The organism is Streptomyces sp. NPDC005017 (assembly GCF_042873115.1).
Classification (GTDB): Bacteria; Actinomycetota; Actinomycetes; order Streptomycetales; family Streptomycetaceae; genus Streptomyces.
Window position 1 is genome coordinate 138101 of record NZ_JBIALD010000013.1, and the last position, 22961, is coordinate 161061.

18 protein-coding genes and 1 pseudogene are annotated in these 22961 nt (G+C 69.6%); 7 read left to right on the forward strand and 12 right to left on the reverse strand.

What is annotated here, in order from left to right:
* Positions 1 to 152 precede the first annotated feature (152 nt).
* The 11 genes from ACFYR0_RS21320 to ACFYR0_RS21370 form a co-directional block, all read right to left on the reverse strand.
* Positions 153 to 944, reverse strand: a complete 792-nt coding sequence (locus tag ACFYR0_RS21320) for an ABC transporter permease (protein ID WP_389330103.1) — start codon at positions 942 to 944, stop codon at positions 153 to 155.
* Positions 941 to 1927, reverse strand: coding sequence for an ATP-binding cassette domain-containing protein (locus tag ACFYR0_RS21325; protein ID WP_389330106.1), 987 nt, complete (start codon positions 1925 to 1927; stop codon positions 941 to 943). Before ACFYR0_RS21325 ends, ACFYR0_RS21320 begins: the two co-directional genes overlap by 4 nt.
* A 62-nt stretch (positions 1928 to 1989) precedes the next feature.
* Positions 1990 to 2838, reverse strand: a complete 849-nt coding sequence (locus ACFYR0_RS21330; protein ID WP_389330110.1) for a DUF4097 domain-containing protein — start codon at positions 2836 to 2838, stop codon at positions 1990 to 1992.
* Between the two features lie 81 nt (positions 2839 to 2919).
* Positions 2920 to 3432: a hypothetical protein gene (locus ACFYR0_RS21335; RefSeq protein ID WP_389330113.1), complete on the reverse strand. Its 513-nt coding sequence runs from the start codon at positions 3430 to 3432 to the stop codon at positions 2920 to 2922.
* A gap of 230 nt (positions 3433 to 3662) precedes the next feature.
* The gene (locus tag ACFYR0_RS21340; RefSeq protein WP_389330116.1) at positions 3663 to 6209 is read right to left on the reverse strand and encodes a DUF4118 domain-containing protein; all 2547 of its coding nucleotides are present in this window, start codon (positions 6207 to 6209) and stop codon (positions 3663 to 3665) included.
* A gap of 2 nt (positions 6210 to 6211) precedes the next feature.
* Positions 6212 to 6895 (reverse strand): response regulator, encoded by a 684-nt coding sequence (locus ACFYR0_RS21345; RefSeq protein ID WP_389330119.1) that lies wholly within the window; start codon positions 6893 to 6895, stop codon positions 6212 to 6214.
* Between the two features lie 137 nt (positions 6896 to 7032).
* The gene (kdpC, locus tag ACFYR0_RS21350) at positions 7033 to 7650 is read right to left on the reverse strand and encodes a potassium-transporting ATPase subunit KdpC (RefSeq protein WP_389330122.1); all 618 of its coding nucleotides are present in this window, start codon (positions 7648 to 7650) and stop codon (positions 7033 to 7035) included.
* 5 nt (positions 7651 to 7655) lie between these two features.
* Positions 7656 to 9791, reverse strand: a complete 2136-nt coding sequence (gene kdpB / locus ACFYR0_RS21355; RefSeq protein WP_389330125.1) for a potassium-transporting ATPase subunit KdpB — start codon at positions 9789 to 9791, stop codon at positions 7656 to 7658.
* Positions 9791 to 11452: a potassium-transporting ATPase subunit KdpA gene (gene kdpA, locus ACFYR0_RS21360; protein ID WP_389330128.1), complete on the reverse strand. Its 1662-nt coding sequence runs from the start codon at positions 11450 to 11452 to the stop codon at positions 9791 to 9793. The genes kdpB (ACFYR0_RS21355) and kdpA overlap by 1 nt, the downstream gene beginning before the upstream one ends.
* Positions 11453 to 11461: 9 nt before the next feature.
* Positions 11462 to 11551, reverse strand: coding sequence for a K(+)-transporting ATPase subunit F (gene kdpF, locus ACFYR0_RS21365; protein ID WP_009326374.1), 90 nt, complete (start codon positions 11549 to 11551; stop codon positions 11462 to 11464).
* Positions 11552 to 11794: 243 nt separating this feature from the next.
* Positions 11795 to 13636 (reverse strand): APC family permease, encoded by a 1842-nt coding sequence (locus ACFYR0_RS21370; RefSeq protein ID WP_389330130.1) that lies wholly within the window; start codon positions 13634 to 13636, stop codon positions 11795 to 11797.
* Between the two features lie 190 nt (positions 13637 to 13826).
* Here ACFYR0_RS21370 and ACFYR0_RS21375 point away from each other — a divergent pair, with 190 nt between their 5' ends.
* From ACFYR0_RS21375 to ACFYR0_RS21405, 7 genes are all read left to right on the forward strand, one after another.
* Positions 13827 to 14339 carry a hypothetical protein gene (locus ACFYR0_RS21375; RefSeq protein WP_389330133.1) on the forward strand — a complete coding sequence of 171 codons (513 nt, stop codon included), beginning with the start codon at positions 13827 to 13829 and terminating at the stop codon, positions 14337 to 14339.
* Between the two features lie 548 nt (positions 14340 to 14887).
* A complete protein-coding gene (gene kdpB, locus ACFYR0_RS21380; RefSeq protein ID WP_389330136.1) occupies positions 14888 to 17032 on the forward strand; it encodes a potassium-transporting ATPase subunit KdpB in 2145 nt (714 codons plus the stop codon).
* Between the two features lie 342 nt (positions 17033 to 17374).
* Positions 17375 to 18178: an SDR family NAD(P)-dependent oxidoreductase gene (locus ACFYR0_RS21385; RefSeq protein WP_389330139.1), complete on the forward strand. Its 804-nt coding sequence runs from the start codon at positions 17375 to 17377 to the stop codon at positions 18176 to 18178.
* A gap of 44 nt (positions 18179 to 18222) precedes the next feature.
* The gene (locus ACFYR0_RS21390) at positions 18223 to 18300 is read left to right on the forward strand and encodes a 50S ribosomal protein bL37 (RefSeq protein ID WP_375138118.1); all 78 of its coding nucleotides are present in this window, start codon (positions 18223 to 18225) and stop codon (positions 18298 to 18300) included.
* A gap of 93 nt (positions 18301 to 18393) precedes the next feature.
* A complete protein-coding gene (locus ACFYR0_RS21395) occupies positions 18394 to 19170 on the forward strand; it encodes a GNAT family N-acetyltransferase (protein ID WP_389330142.1) in 777 nt (258 codons plus the stop codon).
* A 183-nt stretch (positions 19171 to 19353) separates the two neighbouring features.
* Positions 19354 to 21306, forward strand: a complete 1953-nt coding sequence (locus ACFYR0_RS21400; protein WP_389330145.1) for an amino acid transporter — start codon at positions 19354 to 19356, stop codon at positions 21304 to 21306.
* A 109-nt stretch (positions 21307 to 21415) separates the two neighbouring features.
* Positions 21416 to 21937: a hypothetical protein gene (locus ACFYR0_RS21405; protein ID WP_389330148.1), complete on the forward strand. Its 522-nt coding sequence runs from the start codon at positions 21416 to 21418 to the stop codon at positions 21935 to 21937.
* 459 nt (positions 21938 to 22396) lie between these two features.
* On the opposite strand, the pseudogene ACFYR0_RS21410 reads toward ACFYR0_RS21405, so the two are convergent.
* A pseudogene (locus ACFYR0_RS21410) lies at positions 22397 to 22944 on the reverse strand (tyrosine-type recombinase/integrase); the annotation flags it as partial.
* Positions 22945 to 22961: the final 17 nt, after the last annotated feature.

A 22961-nucleotide genomic window follows, 5' to 3' on the forward strand; every position in this document is an offset into this window, starting at 1 on the left:
TCCGGGCAGGCGAAGTGAGCGCGGACGCGTGCCGCTCAGAGGGCGCATGGCGCCAAGCTTAGACACGGCTCAACCAAGGCATGGCCGCGACCAGTCCCCTGTTCAGGTCACGGCTCTGCAGGGTTGTAGCTCACGTCCTGCGCCTTCTCCCGCTACTTCGGGTCACGGGCGAACAGCGACTTGGACCAGAAGTAGCCGAGCATCGCCAGGCCCAGGCACCAGACCACGGCGAGCCAGCCGTTGTGGCCGATCTCGGTGCCCAGCAGCAGTCCGCGCAGGGTCTCGATGGCCGGGGTGAAGGGCTGGTATTCGGCGACCGGCCGGAACCAGCCCGGCATCGCGTCGACGGGCACGAAGGCGCTGGACAGGAGCGGCAGGATCATCAACGGCAGGGCGTTGTTGCTGGCCGCCTCGGGATTCGGGCTGGACAGGCCCATGCCGACCGCGATCCAGGTGAGCGCCAGGGAGACGAGCGTCAGCAGCCCGATCGCCAGCAGCCACTCCACGGCTGTGGCATCCGTGGCCCGGAAGCCGATCGCCACCGCGACCGCCCCGACGAGCAGCACGCTCATCATGCACTGCAGCACACTGCCCACGACGTGCCCGATGAGCACCGACCCGCGGTGGATCGCCAGCGTACGGAAGCGAGCGATGATGCCCTCCGTCATATCCATGGCGACGGACACGGCGCTGCCGATCGTGGTGCCGCCGATGGTCAGCAGCAGGACGCCCGGGACGAGATAGGCGACGTACTCGGAGCGGTCCGCGCCACCACCCCCGATACCGGCGCTCATCACGTCGCCGAAGATGTAGACGAAGAGCAGCAGAAGTATGACCGGCGAGAACAGCAGGTTCAGCGTCATCGACGGGTAGCGGCGGGCGTGCAGGAGGTTGCGCCGCAGCATCGTGGCCGAGTCGCGCACGGCGAGGGTGAGGGTACTCATCGGGTGGTCCCCTTGGGCTGGCGGGGCACGCCGTCTGTGCCGGTCAGGGCGAAGAACACGTCGTCCAGGTCTGGTGTGTGCACGGACAGTTCTTCGGCCTCGATGCCGGCCGCGTCGAGCCAGTCGATTAGGGAGCGCAGTTCGCGCTGGCTGCCGTCGCTGGGGATCTGAAGCGTGAGTGCCGTGTCGTCGCGCTGAGTCTCGCGGAGGGCGGACGCGGCGTTCTCGTATGCCACTGGATCGGTGAAGCGGAGGCGGACGTGACCTCCGGGGATCAGTCGTTTCAGCTCCTCCGCGGTGCCTTCGGCGGCGATCCTGCCGTCGTTCAGTACCGCGATGCGGTCGGCGAGTTCGTCGGCCTCCTCCAGGTACTGGGTGGTGAGGAAGACGGTGACGCCGTCGTCGACCAGCTCGCGGATGATCTGCCACATGTTGTGCCGGGAGCGCGGGTCGAGGCCGGTGGTCGGCTCGTCGAGGAAGATGATCCGCGGGCTGCCGACGAGGGTCATGGCAATGTCCAGGCGGCGCTTCATGCCGCCGGAGTAGGTGGAGGCGGGCTTCTTCGCCGCCTTTACCAGGTCGAAGCGCTCCAGCAGTTCGGCGGCGGTGCGGCGGCCCTCGCGCTTGGACAGGTGGTGCAGGTCCGCCATGAGGAGCATGTTCTCCTCGCCGGTGATCAGCCCGTCCACCGCCGAGAACTGGCCGGTGACGCCGATCGCGGCGCGTACCGCCTGCGCCTCGGTGGCGAGGTCGTGGCCCGCGACCTGGGCCTGCCCGCCGTCGGCCGTGATGAGCGTGGAGAGGATCTTCACTGCGGTCGTCTTGCCTGCGCCGTTGGGGCCGAGCAGCGCGAACACGGAACCGGCTGGAATGCGTAGATCGATACCGTTGAGGACGGTCTTGTCGCCGTACGACTTGCGCAGACCGATGGCGGAGATGGCGGCGGGCGACTGCGGGCCAGCCCCCCGCCTGGATGTGGGCATGACAGATGAAGGCATGGAGCCCTCCGTTCCGAAGGCTGATGCGGGTGGGGGAATGGAACCGTTCAGGCCCGGGCGCGGCGGACGTCGATGTTGCCGTACTTGGTGCGAGCGTGGATCTTGACGGTGTCCTCGGTCTCCTGCGGGGCGTCGGACTCGGTGAGCGTGTTGCGCACCTGGCCAGAGCCGGAGTTGACGTCGAGCCAGGCGGCCGTTCCTTCGCGGACGCCGACCTCGATGGCGCCGTAGTTCGTCTCCAGCCGGACGGTGCCGCGGGCCACCTCGGCCACGCGCACGGTGCCGTGGGCGGTGGTGGCGGTGACGGAGTCCTCGGCGCGGTCGATGCTGATGTCGCCGTGGGCGCCGCTCACCCGCGTCTCGCCGGTCACGGCGCCGACGGTGGTGGTGCCGTGGGAGTTCTTCAGGACGGCGGGGCCGTCGACGAGGCCGACGCGCAGGCTGCCGGAGCTGGTGGTGATCTCGGCCCCGCCCTCGACCCGGTCCACGGTGATCGAGCCGTGCGAGGCGGTCAGGTTCAGCGGCCCGGTCGTGTCGAGGCGGGCGTCGCCGGAGGAGGTCTTCACGCGGACCTCGCCGAGCCGGCCCTCGCCGAGCACCTGGGTCCAGGCGCCGGTCATGTCGATGCGCGAGCCCGCGGGCAGTTCGACCGTCACGTCGACGACGCCGGTGCGACCGAGTCCGAACAGGTTGGGCTTCGGCGTCATGACGGTCAGGACCCCGCCCGCGTACGTGACGTCGGTCTGGTCGGCCGTCCGCACGTCCAGGTCCTTCTTCGGGTTGCGGGGCCGCACCTCGACCACGGTGTCGAGGCGGTCGCTCGCGGCGAACTGGATGGAACCGGCCTCCACGCGGGCGGTGACCGAGATCGGTGCAGGGGTGTCGAAAGAAGGCATGGCTGTCCCGTCCTCTTGGGTCTACAGGGCGTCCCCGCTGGTGGGACGTGAAGTCGTGTGGGTGAAGTGGTGCGGGTGCGGCTAGCGCACCCACCCCGTGAAGCTCTGGCCGACGCTCTGGCTCTTCTCCGTCGTACGGGGGCGAGGGCCGCCCTCGACCGCAGCCGACACCGCGCGTACCAGCCACGCGTTGACCGACAGGCCCTCGCGGCTCGCAGCCTCCTCGGCGCGGGCCTTGAGGTGGGCCGGAAGACGCAGGTTGACCCGGGCAGTGCCGCCCTCGTCACCCTCGGCCGGGGCCCTGAGCGGTTCGACGGGCGCGGCCGGCTCCGCGGGGGCGGCACCGTAGGTGGGCGGCGGCGTCACCACGAAGTCGGGGTCCAGCCCGCGCAGCCGTACGTCGACCGAGCCGGGGGCGAGCTCACGGGTGATCTCGTCCATCGCGGCGGAGAGCACGTTGAGCATGGTCAGCCGGGTCGCCGACTCCAGGGGAGCGGTGAGCCGCTCGGCCAGCTCGCGTGCTTCTTCGCCGCCGGTTTCAGCGGCCACCGCGAGTTCGCGGCGGAGAGTTTCGACATACGGCGTGAGGTCCATGGCGCCATAATGGCACCACAATGGCGCCACATGCAAGCCCAGATGGGACCTCGCGGGTCGCCGAGCGCGCGAGATGCCACCTGACCTGGGAAAACGTGACACAAACGGCCTGAGTCGCCATGACGCCATGTACGGCCTGGCGAACCGACATGGCGCCACTTGGCGCTAAGTGGCGCCGCGTGGTGCCACGCACGCAACGCTGAACCCCGGACGCCCCCGAGCGCCCCTCCTCAAGACGTGGCCGCCGCCGGCACGTCCGGTTGCTGCGGCCGTCGTTCCGGCGCCGTCCGGACGGCGAGCACCATGGTGAGGCCGCCGCCGGGTGTGTCCTCGGCGTGCAGGCTGCCGCCGATGGCCTGGGCAAAGCCGCGGGCGACCGCGAGGCCGAGGCCGACGCCGTTGCCGCGCGGGACGTCGCCGTAGCGCTGGAAGGGTTCGAAGATGAGGGACTTGGCCTCGTCCGGGACGCCCGGACCGCGGTCCACGACCCGGACCTCCACGCGGTCGGCTATGGCGCTCGCCGAGACCAGGACCCGCTCCCCCGGCGGGCTGTACTTCACGGCGTTCTCGACGATGTTGGCGACGGAGCGTTCCAGCAGGCCGCGGTCGACGTCCACCATGGGCAGGGTCTCGGGGACGTCCAGCTCGACGCTGTCCTCGGGTACGCCGCCCAGTGCCATCGGGATGACCTCGTCCAGGTCGGTCTCGCGGATGAGGGGGTTGAGGGTGCCGGTCTGGAGGCGGGACATGTCGAGCAGGTTGCCGACGAGGTGATCGAGGCGGTCGGCGCCGTCCTCGATCGCTTCCAGGAGTTCCGCCTGATCCTCCTGCGACCACTCCACGTCATCCGAGCGCAGGGAGGTGACCGCCGCCTTGATGCCGGCGAGCGGGGTGCGCAGGTCGTGGCTGACGGCGGCGAGCAGGGCGGTACGGATGCGGTTGCCCTCGGCGAGTTCCTTGGCCTTGTCGGCCTCCTGCTGGAGGCGCTGTCGGTCCACGACGACGGCCGCCTGAGCGGCGAAGGCGGCCAGCACACGGCGGTCCTCGGCCGGCAGTACCCGCCCGGACAGGGCAAGGGCCATGTGGACGCCGACTGGGACGTCGACGTCCGCCTCGTCGGGCACGACGCAGGGCCGTGGGCCGACGCTGCCGACGCAGGTCCAGGGTGCGAGATCGCTCTCGCGTTCCAGCAGCGCCACCGACTCCATGCCGAAGGTCTCACGAACCCGCTCCAGGAGGGCGTCGAGGCTGGTCTCGCCGCGCAGGACGTTGCCGGCGAGGAAGGAGAGGATCTCCGACTCGGCGCGCAGCCGGGCCGCCTGGTGGGTGCGGCGGGCGGCGAGGTCCACCACGGACGCGACGGACACGGCGACGCCGAAGAACACCGCGATGGCCACGATGTTCTTCGGGTCGGCGATGGTCCAGGTGTGGACCGGTGGGGTGAAGTACCAGTTCAGGAGGGCGGATCCGACCACCGCGGAGGCCAGCGCCGGCCAGAGCCCGCCCAGCAGGGCCGCGGCGACCGTCAGGGTCAGGAACAGCAGCATGTCGTTGGCGAGCCCCACGTCGGGGAGGGCGGTGCTCAGGAGCCACGTCAGCAGCAATGGTCCGCCTACGCCGGTCAGCCAGCCCCACATGAGCCTGGTCCGACCGAGCCGCGCGCCCCTGGGGGCGACAGGTAGCCCGCGCCCCTTGCCCACCTCGTCGTGGGTGATGAGGTGGACGTCCAGGTCGGGGCCGGACTCGCGAGCCACCGTGGCGCCGACGCCGGGTCCGAAGACGTACTGCCAGCCCTTGCGGCGGGAGACGCCGAGGACGATCTGGGTGGCGTTGACGCCGCGCGCGAAGTCCAGCAGGGCAGCGGGTATGTCATCGCCGACGACGTGGTGGAAGGTGCCGCCCAGGTCCTCCACCAGGGTGCGCTGGTCGGCCAGTTCCTTCGGTGAGGCCGAGGTCAGGCCGTCGCTGCGGGATATGTAGACCGCCAGGACCTCACCTCCGGCGCCTTTCTCCGCCAGGCGCGCGGCGCGCCGGATGAGGGTGCGCCCTTCCGGGCCGCCGGTCAGGCCGACCACGATCCGCTCGCGCGAGCCCCAGATCTTGGACACACGGTGTTCGCTGCGGTACTCGTTCAAGTACGCGTCGACCCGGTCGGCCACCCACAGCAGCGCCAGCTCCCGCAGGGCGGTCAGATTGCCGGGGCGGAAGTAGTTGGACAGGGCCGCGTCGACCTTGTCGGGCTTGTAGATGTTGCCGTGGGCCATCCGCCGGCGCAGCGCCTGCGGTGACATGTCCACCAGCTCGATCTGGTCGGCACGCCGTACGACCTCGTCGGGGACGGTCTCACGTTGGCGTACGCCGGTGATCGACTCCACGACGTCCCCCAGCGACTCCAGATGCTGGATGTTGACGGTCGAGACCACGTCGATGCCGGCGGCGAGCAGTTCCTCGACGTCCTGCCAGCGCTTGGCGTTGCGGGAGCCGGGGATGTTCGTGTGCGCGAGCTCGTCGACGAGTGCCACCCGCGGGCGGCGGGCGAGGACCGTGTCGACGTCCATCTCGGTGAAGGTGCTGTCCCGGTAGGCCAGCTCCTTGCGCGGGATCTGCTCCAGGCCGTGCAGCATCACCTCGGTGCGCGGCCGGCCGTGATGCTCGACGAAGGCGACCACGCAGTCGGTGCCCCGCTCGACCCGTCGGTGGGCCTCGGAGAGCATGGCGTAGGTCTTGCCGACGCCGGGCGCCGCGCCGAGATAGATCCGAAGCTTGCCGCGTGCCATGTTCATTCCTCGAAGCGGTAGCCCATGCCGGGCTCGGTGATGAGATACCGGGGGTGGGACGGGTCTGCTTCCAGTTTGCGTCGCAGCTGGGCCATGTAGACGCGCAGGTAGTTGCTCTTGCTGGTCTGGGTGACGCCCCAGACCTCCTGGAGCAGGTGCTTCTGGGTGATCAGCCGTCCGGGGTTGGTGACCAGGATCTCCAGCAGATGCCACTCGGTCGGCGTGAGGCGGACATCCCGCCCGTGCCGTACGACCCTCTTCGCGACGAGGTCGATGGTGAACTCGTCCGTCTCCACCTCTGTTGTCTCAGGGCCCAGGGGCGCCGCCTCTGTGCGGCGGACCGCCGCCCGCAGCCGCGCGAGGAGCTCGTCCATGCTGAACGGCTTGGTGACGTAGTCGTCCGCCCCCGCGTCGAGGGCGGCGACCTTCTCGTCGGACGCCTGCCGCGCGGACAGCACCAGGATGGGCACGCGGGTCCAGCCGCGCAGGGCGCGGATGACGTCCACGCCGTCCATGTCGGGCAGGCCGAGGTCCAGCAGCACCACGTCGGGCTGACGGGCCGCCGCCAGGCGCAGCGCGGTGGTGCCGTCGGGCGCGGCGTCCACGCCGTACTGGCGCGCCTGAAGGTTGATCACGAGGGCCCGTACGAGTTGCGGGTCGTCCTCGACGACGAGCACCCGGGTCATGGCTGTGTGCCTCTCAAGTCGTACGCCGGGGCCCGATTCGCCGGGTACGGCCGGCCGGGCGACGGCATCACGGCGGGAGCCGACCGGCCCAGGGTTGTTTTGCGGCCGTCGGCTCCCGTGCATGTCATGTACTCCCATCACTGCTTCGCTGCGAGATCCCTGAGCGCGAGATTGAGCTCCAGGACGTTGACGTGCGGCTCGCCCATGAAGCCGAGCGTGCGGCCATCGGTGTGATTGTCGACCAGTTCGCGCACCTCGGCGACGGACAGACCGTTGGCCTCGGCGACCCGGCCGACCTGGATGTCCGCGTACTCCGGGGAGATGTGCGGGTCGATGGCGGAGGCCGAACCGGTGACCGCGTCGGCGGGGACCTTCGACTCCGGTACGCCGTTGAAGGCCGCGACTTGCTTCTTGACCGCCTTGACGTTCTTGACGAGCGTCGGGTCGCTGGCGCCGAGCTGGCTGGAGCCGGTCGCGAGCGGGTCGTAGCCGCTGTTGGACGGCCGTCCCTGGAAAAACTTCGGGTCGGGCTCGTCGGTGCCGGGCAGGTTCCAGCTCTGGCCGATCAGCTTGGAGCCGATCTCCTTGCCGTCGGCCTTGACGATCGAGCCGTTGGCCTTGTCGTGGAAGGCGGCCTGGCCGATGCCCGTCACCACGAGCGGGTAGACGATCCCGGTCACGACGGTGAGGACGAGCAGCATGCGCAGGGCGGCCCACGTCACGCGGCCCATGTTCACAAAGGAGGAGTTGTTCATGTCCTTCACCCGATCCCGGGGATGAGCGAGATGAGCAGGTCGATGAGCTTGATGCCGATGAACGGGGCGATCAGGCCGCCGAGACCGTAGATCCCGAGATTGCGCCGGAGCATCTTGTCCGCGCTCACGGGCCGGTACTGCACGCCCTTCAGCGCGAGCGGCACCAGCGCGATGATGATCAGCGCGTTGAAGACGACGGCGGAGAGGATCGCGGAGTCCGGCGAGGACAGGTGCATGATGTTGAGCTTGTCCAGGCCCGGATACACGGCCGCGAACAGCGCCGGGATGATCGCGAAGTACTTCGCCACGTCGTTGGCGATGGAGAACGTCGTCAGAGCGCCGCGCGTGATCAGGAGCTGCTTGCCGATCTCGACGATCTCGATGAGCTTGGTCGGGTTGGAGTCGAGGTCGACCATGTTGCCGGCCTCCTTGGCGGCCGACGTACCGGTGTTCATCGCCACACCGACGTCCGCCTGAGCCAGCGCGGGCGCGTCGTTCGTGCCGTCACCGGTCATCGCGACCAGCTTGCCGCCGGCCTGCTCCCGCTTGATCAGCGCCATCTTGTCCTCGGGAGTTGCCTCCGCGAGGAAGTCGTCGACACCGGCCTCCTCGGCGATCGCCTTGGCGGTGAGCGGGTTGTCGCCCGTGATCATGATCGTCTTGATGCCCATGCGGCGCAGTTCCTCGAACCGCTCGCGCATGCCGTCCTTGACGACGTCCTTGAGGTGGACGACACCGAGCACCCGAGCCCCGGCGGAGTCCTGGACGGCGACCAGCAGCGGGGTGCCGCCCGCCTCGGAGATGCGGTTCGCGATGCCGTCCGCGTCCTCGGCGACCGTGCCGCCCTGCTCCTCGACCCAGGCGATGACCGAGGCGGTGGCGCCCTTGCGGATCTTCCTGCCGTCCACGTCGACGCCGGACATGCGGGTCTGGGCGGTGAACTCGATCCACTCGGCGCCGACCAGCTCGCCCTGGTGGCGTTCGCGCAGTCCGTACTTCTCCTTCGCCAGTACGACGACGGAGCGGCCCTCGGGGGTCTCGTCGGACAGGGAGGAGAGCTGGGCGGCGTCGGCGACTTCGGCCTCCGTGGTGCCGCGCACCGGTACGAACTCGGCGGCCTGGCGGTTGCCGAGGGTGATGGTGCCGGTCTTGTCGAGCAGCAGCGTGGAGACGTCACCGGCGGCCTCGACCGCCCGCCCGGACATCGCCAGCACGTTGCGCTGCACCAGGCGGTCCATGCCCGCGATGCCGATCGCGGAGAGCAGGGCGCCGATGGTGGTCGGGATGAGGCAGACCAGCAGCGCGACCAGGACGACCATGCCGAGGTCGGAACCGGCGTAGTCGGCGAACGGCGGCAGGGTGGCCACCGCCAGCAGGAAGACGATGGTCAGCGAGGCCAGCAGGATGTTCAGCGCGATCTCGTTCGGCGTCTTCTGCCGGGCCGCGCCCTCCACCAGGTTGATCATCCGGTCGATGAAGGTCTCGCCGGGCTTCGTCGTGATCCTGACGACGATGCGGTCGGACAGGACCTTCGTGCCGCCGGTGACGGCCGAGCGGTCGCCTCCGGACTCCCGGATGACCGGCGCGGACTCGCCGGTGATCGCCGACTCGTCGACGGAGGCGACGCCCTCGACGACGTCACCGTCGCCGGGGATGACGTCACCGGCCTCGCAGACGACCAGGTCGCCGACCTTCAGCTCGGTGCCGGGGACCCGCTCCTCACGGTCGCCCATGAGACGACGCGCGACGGTGTCGGTCTTGGCCTTGCGCAGGGTGTCGGCCTGGGCCTTGCCCCGGCCCTCCGCCACCGCCTCCGCCAGGTTGGCGAAGATCACGGTCAGCCAGAGCCAGGCGCTGATCGTCCAGCCGAACCAGTCGCCCGGGTCCGTGAAGGAGAAGACCGTCGTCAGCACGGAGCCGACGAGGACCACGAACATCACGGGCGATTTCACCATCACTCGCGGGTCGAGCTTACGGAAGGCGTCCGGCAGCGACTTCACCAGCTGCTTGGGATCGAACAGCCCGCCGCCGACCCGCCCCTCGGACTTGTGCCCGGTGGGCGCGTCCGGGTGGGGCGCGAGGGTGGGAGTGGACATGGAGTCCTGCTTCTCTACGTCGGTCTTCTGAGTGTTGATGGTCATCACTCCAACCCTTCGGCCAGCGGGCCCAGCGCGAGGGACGGGAAGAACGTCAGGCCGGTGATGATCAGGATCGCGCCCACCAGAAGGCCGGTGAACAGCGGTTTCTCGGTGCGCAGGGTGCCTGCGGTGGCTGGGACCGGAGTCTGCTCGGCGAGCGAGCCTGCGAGCGCCAGCACGAACACCATGGGCAGGAAGCGGCCGAAGAGCATGCACAGGCCGAGCATGGTGTTGTGGTACTCGGTGTTGGCCGCGAAACCTGCGAACGCGGAGCCGTTGTTGTTGGACGCGGACGTGTAGGCGTAGAGCACCTCGGAGAAGCCGTGCGCGCCGATGTTCGTCATCGACGACTGTCCCTTGCCCAGCGCCATGGCGAGCGCGGTGCCGACCAGCACCAGGGCCGGGGTGATGAGGATGTAGCAGGCGGCCAGCTTGATCTCGCGGCTGCCGATCTTCTTGCCCAGGTACTCCGGGGTGCGGCCGACCATCAGGCCGGCGATGAACACCGCGATGATCGCCATGATCAGCATGCCGTAGAGGCCGGAGCCGACGCCGCCGGGTGCGATCTCGCCCAGCATCATGCCGAGCAGCAGCACACCGCCCGACAGGCCGCTGAAGGAGTCGTGGAAGGAGTTGACCGACCCGGTCGAGGTCATCGTCGTGGAGACGGCGAACAGGGCAGAGTTGCCCTCCCCGAACCGTGTCTCCTTGCCCTCCATCGCGCCGCCCGCGAGCTGCGAGGCGGTGCCGGGGTGGGCGTACTCGACCCAGGTCACGGCGATCACGGCGAGGAACCAGATGGTCGCCATCGCGCCGACGATCGCGTAGCCCTGGCGGACGTTGCCGACCATCTTGCCGAAGGTGCGGGGCAGTGAGAACGGGATCACCAGCAGCAGGAAGATCTCCAGCAGGTTCGAGAAGCCGTTGGGGCTCTCGAAGGGGTGCGCGGAGTTGGCGTTGAAGAAGCCGCCACCGTTGGTGCCCAGGTTCTTGATGGCTTCCTGGGAGGCCACGGCGCCCGGGCTGATGGCCTGCTTGTCACCCGTCAGCGTGGTGACGCTGTGGATGTCGCCGAAGTTCTGGATGGCGCCGCAGGCGATCAGGAGCACGGCCGCGACGACGGAGAGCGGGATCAGGATGCGGACGGTGCCGCGCACCAGGTCCGCCCAGAAGTTGCCCAGGTCGCCCGTGCGGGACCGGGCGAAGCCCCGGACCAGTGCCACGGCGACGGCGATGCCGACCGCGGCGGAGACGAAGTTCTGCACGGCCAGGCCCATCGTCTGGGTGACGTGGCCCATGGCCGCCTCACCCGAGTACGACTGCCAGTTCGTGTTGGACACGAAGGATGCGGCCGTGTTGAACGCCTGGTCCGCGGTGATCGGCTCGAAGCCGAGCGACAGCGGCAGCTTGTCCTGCACCCGCTGCATCACGTACAGGAACAGCACGCCCACCGCGGAGAAGGCGAGCACACCGCGCAGATAGGCGGGCCAGCGCATCTCGGCGTCCGGGTTCGCGCCGACCGCGCGGTATATCCAGCGCTCGACGCGCAGGTGCTTCTGGGACTGGAAGACGGCGGCCATGTAGTCGCCGAGGGGACGGTGCACGAGGGCGAGCGCGCCGATCAGCGCGATCACCACGAGCACATCAGCAAGGACGGAACTCATGGCGGCGGCTCAGAACCTCTCCGGAAAGATGAGGGCGAGGACGAGATAGCCCAGCAGGGCGACGGCCACGACCAGGCCGACGACGTTCTCGGCGGTCACAGCCTGCCCACCCCTTTGGCGATGAGAGCCACCAGCGCGAACACCGCGACTGTGGCGACGACGAAGGCCACATCGGCCATCGCAAGCTCCTGGATGAGGTTCGGTGAAACAGGGACGGATAGAGGAAACCTCTTCTCCGGCCGGATGCGACCGCCCCTTGACGGCTCTCATACGCCTTGCCGCCCGGTCTTGACGGAACTCATACGGACAGGTGTCAGTAACGGCCGGTAACGGGGGGCTGCGTCACACCAGCCGGAAGCGGAGCCGGCAGATCACCGCGTCCGTCTCCCGCCGCACGGCGTGCGCGACGACCGCGCCCCGTTGGTTCTGCAGCAGCCGCTCCCACAGCCGCTCCGGCTCCGTCTCCGGGATCAGCACGGTGACCCGCGCGCCGGGCTCGGCGGCGACCACGTCACGGACGTAGGCGGCGATGGGACGGCCCAGCGAGCGCCGCTCGCAGTCCAGCCGGACCAGCGGCACCCCCGGGTTCCACTGCGCCCAGGCCAGCTCCAGCGCGTACAGGGCGGCCCGGTCCTCGGGGTCGGGGTAGCAGACGGTCACCGCGCGGACCTCCTCGCCGAGGGAGGAGGCGGCGGTGAGCGCCTCGGAGGTCAGCCGGGAGATCGAGGCGACGGGCACGATGACGACCGAACGGTCACGGTGCGGGACGTCGGGGATCCGGCCCAGGCCGAGACGCTCGCCGATACGGGCATAGGCGCGGTGCACGGTCCGGAAGGCCACGACCAGCAGCGGGAGGGCGACGACGATCAGCCAGGCCCCCTCCTCGAACTTGGTCGCGGTGACCACGACGGCCGAGACTGCGGTGAGCAGCCCGCCGAAGCCGTTGAGGAACGCCTTGCCCCGCCACCCCGGGCCTCGCTGGAGGCGCCAGTGCCGGACCATGCCGGTCTGGGCGATGGTGAAGCCGACGAACACACCGATGGCGAACAGCGGCACGAGGGTGTTGGTGTCGCCGCCGGAGAAGACCAGCAGCGCGCAGGAGACCAGGGACAGCGCCAGCACGCCGTGCCGGTGCACCTGGCGGTCCGCCTTCAGGGCGAAGACGTGCGGCAGGTAGTTGTCACGGGCCAGCAGCTTCAGCAGGACCGGAAGGCCGCCGAAGGAGGTGTTCGCGGACAGGGCCAGCAGGATCATCGTCGCGAACTGGATCACATAGAACGCCCAGTTGTGGCCGAGCGAGGCATCCGCGAGCTGGGCCAGGACGGTGACGCCCTCGACCGGCTGGAGGTGGAACCGGGAGATCAGCACCGACAGCCCGATCAGCATCACGCCGAGGACCGCGCCCAGGGCGACCTCCGCACGCTGGGCGCGCTTGACGCGGGGGACGCGGAAGGAGGGGACGGCGTTGGCGATGGCCTCGACACCGGTGAGAGCGGAGCAGCCCGAGGCGAACGCCTTCAGCAGGAGCAGGGCCCCCACGGTGGTGGCGTTGTCGGCGACCACGGAGGCATGGCCCGCCGCGGTGGCCGTGCTCACCGGCTCGGACCGGAACAGGCCGACGGCGATCAGCACGAGGATCGAGCCGACGAAGACGACGGTCGGCACGATGAACGCCTTCGCCGACTCCACGATGCCGCGCAGGTTCACCGCCGTGATCAGCGCCAGCACGGCCAGGCACAGCACCAGCCGGTCGTCGTAGAGGGCGGGGAAGGCCGAGGTCAGGGCGGCGACGCCGGCGGTGACGGCGACGGCGACGTTCAGGACGTAGTCCAGCACCAGGGAGGCCGCCGCCACCAGGCTCGTACGCGCGCCCAGATGCGCTTTGGCGACGGCGTAGGAGCCACCGCCGTCCGGGAAGGCGGCGATCACCTGCCGGTAGGAGGCGACCAGGACCGCCAGCAGCGCGGCGATGGCCAGCGTGACCGGCAGGGTGAAGCCCAGGCCGTGCGCGCCGGCGGCGGCCAGCACCAGGACGATCGCCTCGGGCCCGTAGGCCACCGACGCCATGGCGTCCAGGGACAGCGCGGCCAGGCCGGTCAGGGAGGTCAGCCGGTGGCGCTCACCGGTATCCGGCGGTTCCTCGCCAGCGGGGCCGGCTTCCGGCTTGGTGGTCAGGACGGACATGGGCGCGTGCTCCTTCGTACGGTGTTTCGGGTGCACCCCAGGTTGTGCCCAGTTCCCGTCGTGCCCGGCCGTTCCTTGCGGCATCCTTGCGCCCGGGCGGGTTTCCTTGACGGAACCTTGTCGGCCGTCCCCGTCAGAACCCCGTCAAGGGCCGCCCACACCGTCCCGGCAGCTGGCTACCGTCTGCGCCATGGAACACCTCAAGGGGGCCGCGCACGACCACCGCTGGGCCCGAGACGTGAGGGAGGCCGCATGGAGCGGAGGGGGTCTGCACGCCGCGCTCCTGCTCATCGACTGCGGCTCGGGCCGGTTCACCCTCTGGCGCGGCATGCTGTGGGCGGCGCTCGCCCTGCTGCTGTTCCTTGTGCTGTTTCCCGCGCATGTCACGGCCGGAGAGAACTGGCTGGCCTCGCGACGGCTGCTGGGCGAACGGCGGGTCCGCACCGACCTGCTGGTGTCCGTGCGCTGCCTCGACGGCGTCTCCCAACGGCTCCTGCTGCGGGATGCGTTGGGTGCGCAGGTGCTGATCGATCTCCGGCCTCTGCTGAACAATCCCGACTTGTGGCACCGCCTCGAGGAAGGTGCGCGGAAGGCGGATGCCGACGGTCTGCTGCTGTGCGGCCGGACCGCGCTGCAGCGCCTGTCGGTCCGCGCCGATCGCGAGACCGCGCTGGCCGTCTTCAAGGTGTCCGGACTGGAGTGACCGCGGAGCGGCCTGCCGCGCCTCTGGATCAGCCCCGAACCCGGCCCGGCCGTCGGTGACCCCCTCGGTGCCGTGTCCGGGGCTGTCCAGTGCACCGCTCTTCGACGTCACATGCTCTCCGACGTCACATCGCGAGCGGTCATCAATCCCCCTCGCCGATCAGTCTGCGATCGGATTCGGTTACGGAGAACCCTCTTTGACGCGCCGCTGACGGCAACAGGACGTTTTTGTCGGCACTTTGACGGAGCAGACCACGTCGCCGTATGGGTCCCGCAAACGGCCTGCGCATCAGGCAAGTTCGGGCAGCTCCGACGGCTACATTCCTGTCCGCCGCCCGAAAGGCCGCAGGCGTCAGCGGCCAAGTGGCCGGAGTCCTCCGGCTGACGGTTCGCGGCGGCCGGTCCCGTCCCGAAGGACCGGCTCCGGCGCACGGAACGTCCCGTCGTCGTCCCACAGCCGACGACCGTGCGCCCGCCGTGCTGTGCCGGAGCCCCGGCACAGCACGGCCTTCCGGCGGCCGTCGTCCCTGTCCGCTCACGAAGGTCGCCATGTTTCCCGCTGCCCCCGAGCAGGCCCCGCCGCCGTCCCGTCCACGGATCCGAGCGCGCGACGCCACACCACACCGTGCGCCGAGCGGCCTGTTCGAACCGGCCCAGCTCGTCCGCTCGTTCCCCGAGGCGCTGCGCAAGCTCCATCCGCGTGTCCTGGCGAAGAACCCGGTGCTGTTCGTCGTCTCCGTCGGCGCGGTCCTCACCACGCTGTCTGCGCTGCTGCACCCGAGTGTCTTCACCTGGGTCATCAGCCTGTGGCTGTGGCTGACGGTCATCTTCGCCAACCTGGCCGAGGCCGTCGCCGAGGGCCGCGGCAAGGCACAGGCAGAGTCGCTGCGCAGGGCCCGTACGGACACGGTCGCGCTGCGGCTCCTGGACTGGCGCTACGGCACGAGCCTGCACACCGCCCGCACGGAGGCCGTCGCCGCCACTGAGCTGAAGCCGCTGGACGTCGTCCTGATCGAGGCCGGGGAGATGATCCCGGCCGACGGCGACGTCATCGACGGGGCATCCGCCGTGGACGAGTCCGCGGTGACCGGCGAGTCCGCGCCCGTGATCCGGGAGGCGGGCGGTGACCGCAGCGGTGTCACGGGCGGTACGACGGTCCTGTCAGACCGGATCGTCGTCCGGGTCAGCGCCCGCCCCGGCCACAGCTTCCTGGACCGGATGATCGCCCTGGTGGAGGGCGCCTCACGGCAGAAGACGCCGAACGAGATCGCTCTGAACATCCTGCTGGCCTCGCTGACCATCGTCTTCACCCTGGTCGTGGTCACGCTCCAGCCGATGGCCGCCTATGCGGACGCGTCCCAGTCCACCACCGTGCTGGTCGCCCTCCTCGTCACACTCATCCCGACCACCATCGGTGCCCTGCTGTCCGCCATCGGCATCGCCGGCATGGACCGCCTCGTGCAGCGCAACGTGCTCGCCATGTCGGGCCGCGCGGTCGAGGCCGCGGGCGACGTGAACACCCTGCTCCTCGACAAGACCGGCACCATCACCCTCGGCAACCGCCAGGCCGCCGCCTTCGTCCCCCTGCCCGGCATCGACGAACGGCAGCTCGCGGACGCCGCCCAGCTGTCCTCCCTAGCCGACGAGACACCCGAGGGCCGCTCCGTGGTGATCCTGGCCAAGGAACGGTACGGACTGCGCCAGCCCGCCGAGGGCGAGCTGGCGAACGCCCGCTGGGTGCCCTTCAGCGCCCAGACCCGCATGAGCGGCGTCGACCTGCGCTGGGCGGGCGGGGCGCTGTGCGCCATCCGCAAGGGTGCCACACAGCAGGTTGTCGACTGGGTACGGATGTACGGCGGTCACGTCCCGCCCGAGGCAAGGATCTACGCCGATGCCGTGGCCGCCGGCGGCGGCACACCCCTGCTCGTTGCCGTGCACGACTGGAACGGACCTCGGGTGCTCGGCCTGATCCACCTCAAGGACGTCGTCAAGGACGGCATCCGCGAACGCTTCGCCGAACTGCGTCGCATGGGTATCCGCACGGTGATGGTCACCGGCGACAACCCGCTCACCGCCAAGGCGATCGCCGACGAGGCGGGCGTCGACGACTACCTGGCCGAGGCGACACCGGAGGACAAACTCGCACTGATCAGGCGCGAGCAGGAGGGAGGGAAGCTGGTCGCGATGACCGGTGACGGCACGAACGACGCCCCCGCCCTCGCACAGGCCGACGTGGGCGTGGCGATGAACACGGGCACCTCGGCCGCCAAGGAGGCCGGCAACATGGTCGACCTCGACTCCAACCCGACCAAGCTGATCGAGATCGTCGAGATCGGCAAGCAGCTCCTCATCACGCGGGGCGCCTTGACCACGTTCTCCATCACCAACGACGTGGCGAAGTACTTCGCGATCATCCCAGCGATGTTCGCGGGCTCCTACCCGGGCCTGGAGACCCTGAACGTGATGGGCCTGCACAGCCCGACCTCCGCGATCGCCTCCGCGATCGTCTTCAACGCCCTGATCATCGTGGCGCTGATCCCGCTGGCCCTGCGCGGTGTCCGCTACACGCCCGCCTCCGCGCACGACCTGCTGCGCCGCAACCTGCTGCTGTACGGCCTCGGCGGACTTGTCCTGCCCTTCGTGGGCATCAAACTGATCGACCTGCTGATCTCCGGGATACCCGGCCTTGGCTGAGCCCCGCCCCGTGTGGTGGGTCAACCGTCAAGACGCCGTATCGGCACGTCAGAGGTCCATCAGAGAAAGGGACTTCGGCTTGCCCCGCCGGTGCGGCACGACTTCCATGGACATCGTGAACAGCGCATGGCTCCTCTTCGACCGGCCGCCGAGTCCCGCCCGGCCGTCGCGTCGTCTGCCGCGCTGAACCGGAAGCGCCGCCTGCCTCCCCGCTGACGCCGCTGTCCGTGACCCGAGGGGCGCCGTGATCGGCTCCGGCGCCCCTCCTTCTCTCCTTCCTCACCGCACGCCCACCGCCCCTCAGGGGCCTGTGCCGGCGTGCCCGCAACCCCGGATGGGATCATGTCCGACCTTTCGTCCCGTACCGTCCTGATCACCGGTGCCACCTCCGGCATCGGCCACGAGACCGCCCGGCAGCTCGCCGAGCGCGGCGCCACCGTGCTGCTGCACGGCCGCAACGCCGAGCAGGCGCGGGCGGCTGCCGACCGCCTGATCGCCACGGCCGGCATCCCGGCCACCCGACTGCACGCGTACGCCGCCGACTTCTCCCACCTCGACGAGGTCGAATCGCTGGCCACCCATGTCGTCGCCGAACACCCGCACCTCGACGTGCTGGTCAACAACGCCGGCATGGCGGCACCCGAGCGGCACACCGTCACCGCCGACGGCAACGAGATCGCCTTCCAGGTCAACTTCCTCGCCCACTACCTGCTCACGTGCCTGCTGGAGCCGGCGCTCACCAGCGACCCGGGCGGCCGCGTGGTCAACGTCTCCTCCTCCCTCCACCGCACGGCATCAATCCAATGGGCCGACCCCAACCGCGCCCGCCGCTACTCGCGGCTGGCCGCGTACGCACAGTCGCAGCTGGCCCTCACGGTCTTCGCCGCCGACCCGAGGGTCACCGCCGTATCGGTGCACCCCGGCGTCTGTGACACCGCGCTGCTGCCGCTGTACGCGCACGCGGGCATCACGCCCGCCGAGGGCGCGGCCCACGTCGTCCGGCTGTGCGACCCGGCCGTCGAAATCGTCAACGGCACCTATTACGACCGTGCTGAACGAGTCGACCCGGCCCCGGCGGCCACCGAAGACCGCACGGTCCGGCGCCTGAACAAGCTGGCGGACCTGCTGGTCGGTCGCGCCGCTTGAAGAAACCTCACCCCACGCCCTCAGCCGCGAAGGAGCCGACGTACGTGTCGAAGCGCGCCCGCAAGAAGAAGGACCGTCGCAAGAAGAAGGCGAACCACGGCCGCAAGGCCGGCCAGCGCTGAGCCGAAGCCATGGCCCTGGGCGGGTGACGGACGGGCCGCGAGCCCCCGGTCACCCGCCCGATCCGTATCCCCCTCTCCCTCTGTGAGGCACTGATGTTCGAGGTATCCCCACCGGATCGACGAGCGCTCGCGCGCTGGTTTCCGACCGGGAGCCCCGGCCCCGCCACGGTCGCCGAGCACGTCCTGACGACGGGCGTGGGCCGCTGGTGGGCCGACAGGCCCGTCCAGCCGCGCACGGTGGCCGTTTCCTGCGCCGGCCACGTCGTGCTGCGCGGCAGTCCGGAGGACCTCACTCCAGAGCTCCTCGCCCCGCTCGCCGGCAACCGTGTCGAGGCTCCGGCCCGCTTCCTGCCCGCCCTCGGGGCCGCCTTCGACCGGCTCACGCCCTGGGAGCGCATGATCTGGACGCTCCAGGCCACACCGCAGCCCGTCACCGTCCCGCACACGGTGACCATCCGACGCCTGAAACCGGGGGACGCCCAGGCCGTGCACGCCCTCGGCCCGGACGCGTCCTGGCTCTCGGCGAGCTGGGGCGGGCCGCGCGGTCTCGCCGCGTCGGGGCACACCTGGGCCGCGGTGAGCCGCACCGGCCGCATCCTGGCGATGGCCTGCACCTACTTCCGCGGAACGGGCCACGAGGACGTGGCGGCCTACACCGTCCCCGACCGCAGACGCCACCACCTCGCTCTGGCCTGTGTCACCGCCCTCTGCCGGGACATCACGTCCCGTGGGCACACCCCCGGCTGGAACTGCTCGGTCCACAACCGCGCCAGCCGCCTTCTCGCCTGGACCGCGGGATTCCGCCTGATCCGGGAGTACGTCCACTACGCGGCCGGGAGCCCGGTGTCACACGATCGGCTCAGCGCCTGAGGTCAACCTCACAGGACCGGCCTCTCTGCACTTCTCAGGCCGTTCACGCAGCAACTCTTAACGGGATCTTGACGCGTTTACGCATGCAGCCGTGGGCCCAGGCATAACTCTCTGCTTAGGCTGGTGCGGCCGTCCGCGTGATGGCCGGAACCTCACGCCGAGCAGCGCACCAGGAGCACGCCGATGGCCACGACCGAACGCCCACCGCACCGGCTGCGTGCCTGGATGCTGGAGGGCCTGTCCGATATGGGCAAGGACCAGGGCCAGGTGGGGCCTCGGCCTGAGTCCAAGCTGGAGCACAAAGGCCAGCCCTGGTACCGGGTGATGTGCCTCACTGGCGTGGACTACTTCTCCACCCTCGGCTACCAGCCGGGCATCGCCGCACTCGCGGCCGGCCTGCTGTCACCGATCGCGACGATCGTGCTGGTGATCGTCACCCTGGCCGGCGCCCTGCCGGTCTACCGCAGGGTCGCGGAGGAGAGCCCCCACGGCGAGGGCTCGATCGCGATGCTCGAGCGGCTGCTGTCCTTCTGGAAGGGCAAGCTGTTCGTCCTGACCCTGCTGGGCTTCGCCGCCACCGACTTCCTGATCACCATCACCCTGTCGGCCGCGGACGCCTCGACGCACCTCGTCGAGAACCCGCACCTCGAAGAAGCCCTGCATGACAAGCAGGTGCTGATCACCATGATCCTGATCGCCCTGCTCGGCGCGGTGTTCCTCAAGGGCTTCCTGGAGGCGATCGGCGTCGCCGTCGCCCTGGTGGCGAGTTACCTCGCGCTCAACGCGGTCGTGGTCGCCGTCGGCCTGTACCACGTCGTCACCGAGGGCCATGTCATCACCGACTGGTCGAACGCCCTGACGGCAGACCACGGCAACGTCTTCGTCATGATCGGCGTGGCCCTGATCGTCTTCCCCAAGCTCGCGCTCGGCATGTCCGGCTTCGAGACCGGTGTCGCGGTGATGCCGCACGTCAAGGGCGACCCCGGCGACACCGAGGAGCAGCCCAAGGGCCGTATCCGCGGCACAAAGAAGCTGCTCACCACCGCCGCGCTGATCATGAGCTGCTTCCTGATCTCCACCAGCTTCATCACCACGCTGCTGATCCCGGAGAAGGAATTCGAGGAGGGCGGCAAGGCCAACGGCCGCGCGCTCGCCTACCTGGCGCACGACTATCTCGGCAACGCCTTCGGCACGCTCTACGACGTCTCGACCATCCTCATCCTGTGGTTCGCGGGCGCCTCCGCGATGGCCGGCCTGCTCAACCTGATGCCGCGCTACCTGCCCCGCTACGGCATGGCCCCGCACTGGGCCCGGGCCGTCCGCCCGATGGTCATCGTCTTCACCCTGGTGGGCTTCCTGGTCACCTGGATCTTCGACGCCGACGTCGACGCCCAGGGCGGCGCCTACGCCACCGGCGTACTGGTCCTGATCAGCTCCGCCGCCATCGCGGTGACCATCGCCGCCCGCAAGGACGGGCAACGCAACTGGACCATCGCCTTCGGCGTCATCTCGGTCGTCTTCCTCTACACGACCGTCGTGAACGTCATCGAGCGCCCCGACGGCGTGAAGATCGGCGCCTGCTTCATCGCCGGCATCATCCTCATCTCCCTGCTGTCCCGCTTGGCCCGGGCCTTCGAGCTCCGCGTGACGGACGTGAGCCTCGACAACATGGCGGAACGATTCGTCCGGGACATCGCCAGCCGCAAGATCCGGTTCATCGCCAACGAGCCCGACGCCCGCGACAAGGCCGAGTACCGCGACAAGATCGAGCAGATCCGCAACGACAACGACCTGTCCGAACAGGAGGACTTCGTCTTCGTCGAGGTGACCGTCACCGACCCGTCCGAGTTCGAGGCCGGCCTGGTCGTGCGCGGCGAGGTCATGCACGACCGCTACCGGGTACTCACCGTGGAGTCGTCCTCGATCCCCAACGCCCTGGCCGCCCTCCTCCTGCATGTCCGCGACTCGACCGGCCGCATCCCGCACATCTACTTCGAGTGGACAGAAGGCAACCCCTTCGCCAACTTCCTGCGCTTCTTCCTCTTCGGCCAGGGCGAGGTCGCCCCCGTCACCCGCGAGGTGCTGCGCGAGGCGGAACCGGACCGCGCACGCCGCCCGCGCGTGCACACCGGCTGAAGGCTGCCGGAGGCCGCGTCAGGACCGCGTCAGGATCCACCCCGCAAGGCGCTAGAACCTCGTCAGGAAGGATCGCGCATTCGCCCTACAAGTGCCTAGCGTCAATGGTATGCGGCGGAGTGAACTGGCGGGCATGGCAGGCGACCGCCACTGGCGTGGCAGCGCCCGGTTCGCGCTCGGCTGTGCCCTGCTCGTCTGTGCCATGAGCTTCCTGATCGACTGGGAGGCGGGCACCCTGACACCCCCGCGCGCCCTTCTCTGGGGCGCCTTGTCCATCGCGGTCTGCGTGATCCTGCTGCCGCCCCGGGTACGCGCGGGCCACGGCTGGCTGACAGTTCGCACTCCCTGCCGCCGGCGCGTGGTCCGCACGGACGCCCTGATCGCCGTTCGGCAGTACGAGGGCGTCTCCGCCCACTTGGTCCTCCAGGACATCGACGGCCGCTATGTGGAACTCGACCCACGGACGCTTGAGGCCAACCCCTTGCTCTGGCACGAACTCGAAAGGGGAGTCCACCGCTCCCTGGAGCGCGGCACGCTGCGTCACAGTGCCGACATCCTCGAGCAGCTGGGCCACCGCATCGACGACGAGAACCTGCGCGCCGTTCTGAAGGCGTCGGGATTCACTGTCTGAGAGCTGCCCGGTGAGCAGCGGCGGAGACATCGGTCAGGTCGGAGCGCTGAGGCTTGCCGCCAGTCTCCCAGGCACCACTGACAACGAGGGGGGTCAAGGGATAGCCGAGGGGAGCGTCGGGCGTTGGCCACCGCGCGCTGACTCGATCGACTGGCGAACTTGCCTCCGCAAAGGACAGGCCACTCATGGACATGCGGCTGCGCACTGCCCGCCTGGGAGAAATCTGGGAGAAGATCTTCTCCCAGAGCACCTTTGAAACCACCCCGCGCCAACCGATACCAACGCCCTGATCTGCACAAACGTCAGAGTCGGCAGCTAAGCCGCGTGCGTGCCCTTCGTTCGGGACGAAGAGGTCGTGGGTTCAAATCCCGCCACCCCGACAGCCGTAACACCAGGTGAGGCGCCTACCGGATCCGGTAGGCGCCTCACCTGTTTCTGCGTGCGTGTGTATCTGCGTGACTACCGCTCTGGACCTCGCGTGAAGATGCCGTCCATGACCACCGCGCCAGTCTGGATCACCGGTCGGATCTGCTTCCGGTAGACCTCCTCGGTGACCGCCGTCCCGGAGTGCCCGACGAGCCGGGAGATCTCTTCCAACGGGACGCCCGGTCGGAGAGCAGCGACACGAAGCTGTGCCGGAGCTCCCGGGGAGTCCACTCAGCCGCGTCAACCCCGTCGACATCCTTGAGGGCCTGACGGAAGGCGCGGCGCACGTTGGCAGCGTCCAGCGGCTTGCCGACGGCCGACGAGAAGACCAGGCCGTGTTCCTCCCATGCCTCGTCGGCGGCGAGCCGATCCCAGCCCTGGTCTTCGAACTGTTGCCACAGAGCATCGACGCAGCGCGTCGGCAGAGCGAGTGTGCGCCGTGACTTCCGGGTCTTGGTGTCCCCGCTTCGCCGAACCGAGCGCCACACGGCGATGTGCGGAGGCTGCGGCGGGTCGTATGTGGGACGCCCCTTCAGGAAGACGTGATCCCAAGTGAGGGCACGCAGTTCCTCGGTACGGGCCCTGCCCCTTCGGGCGT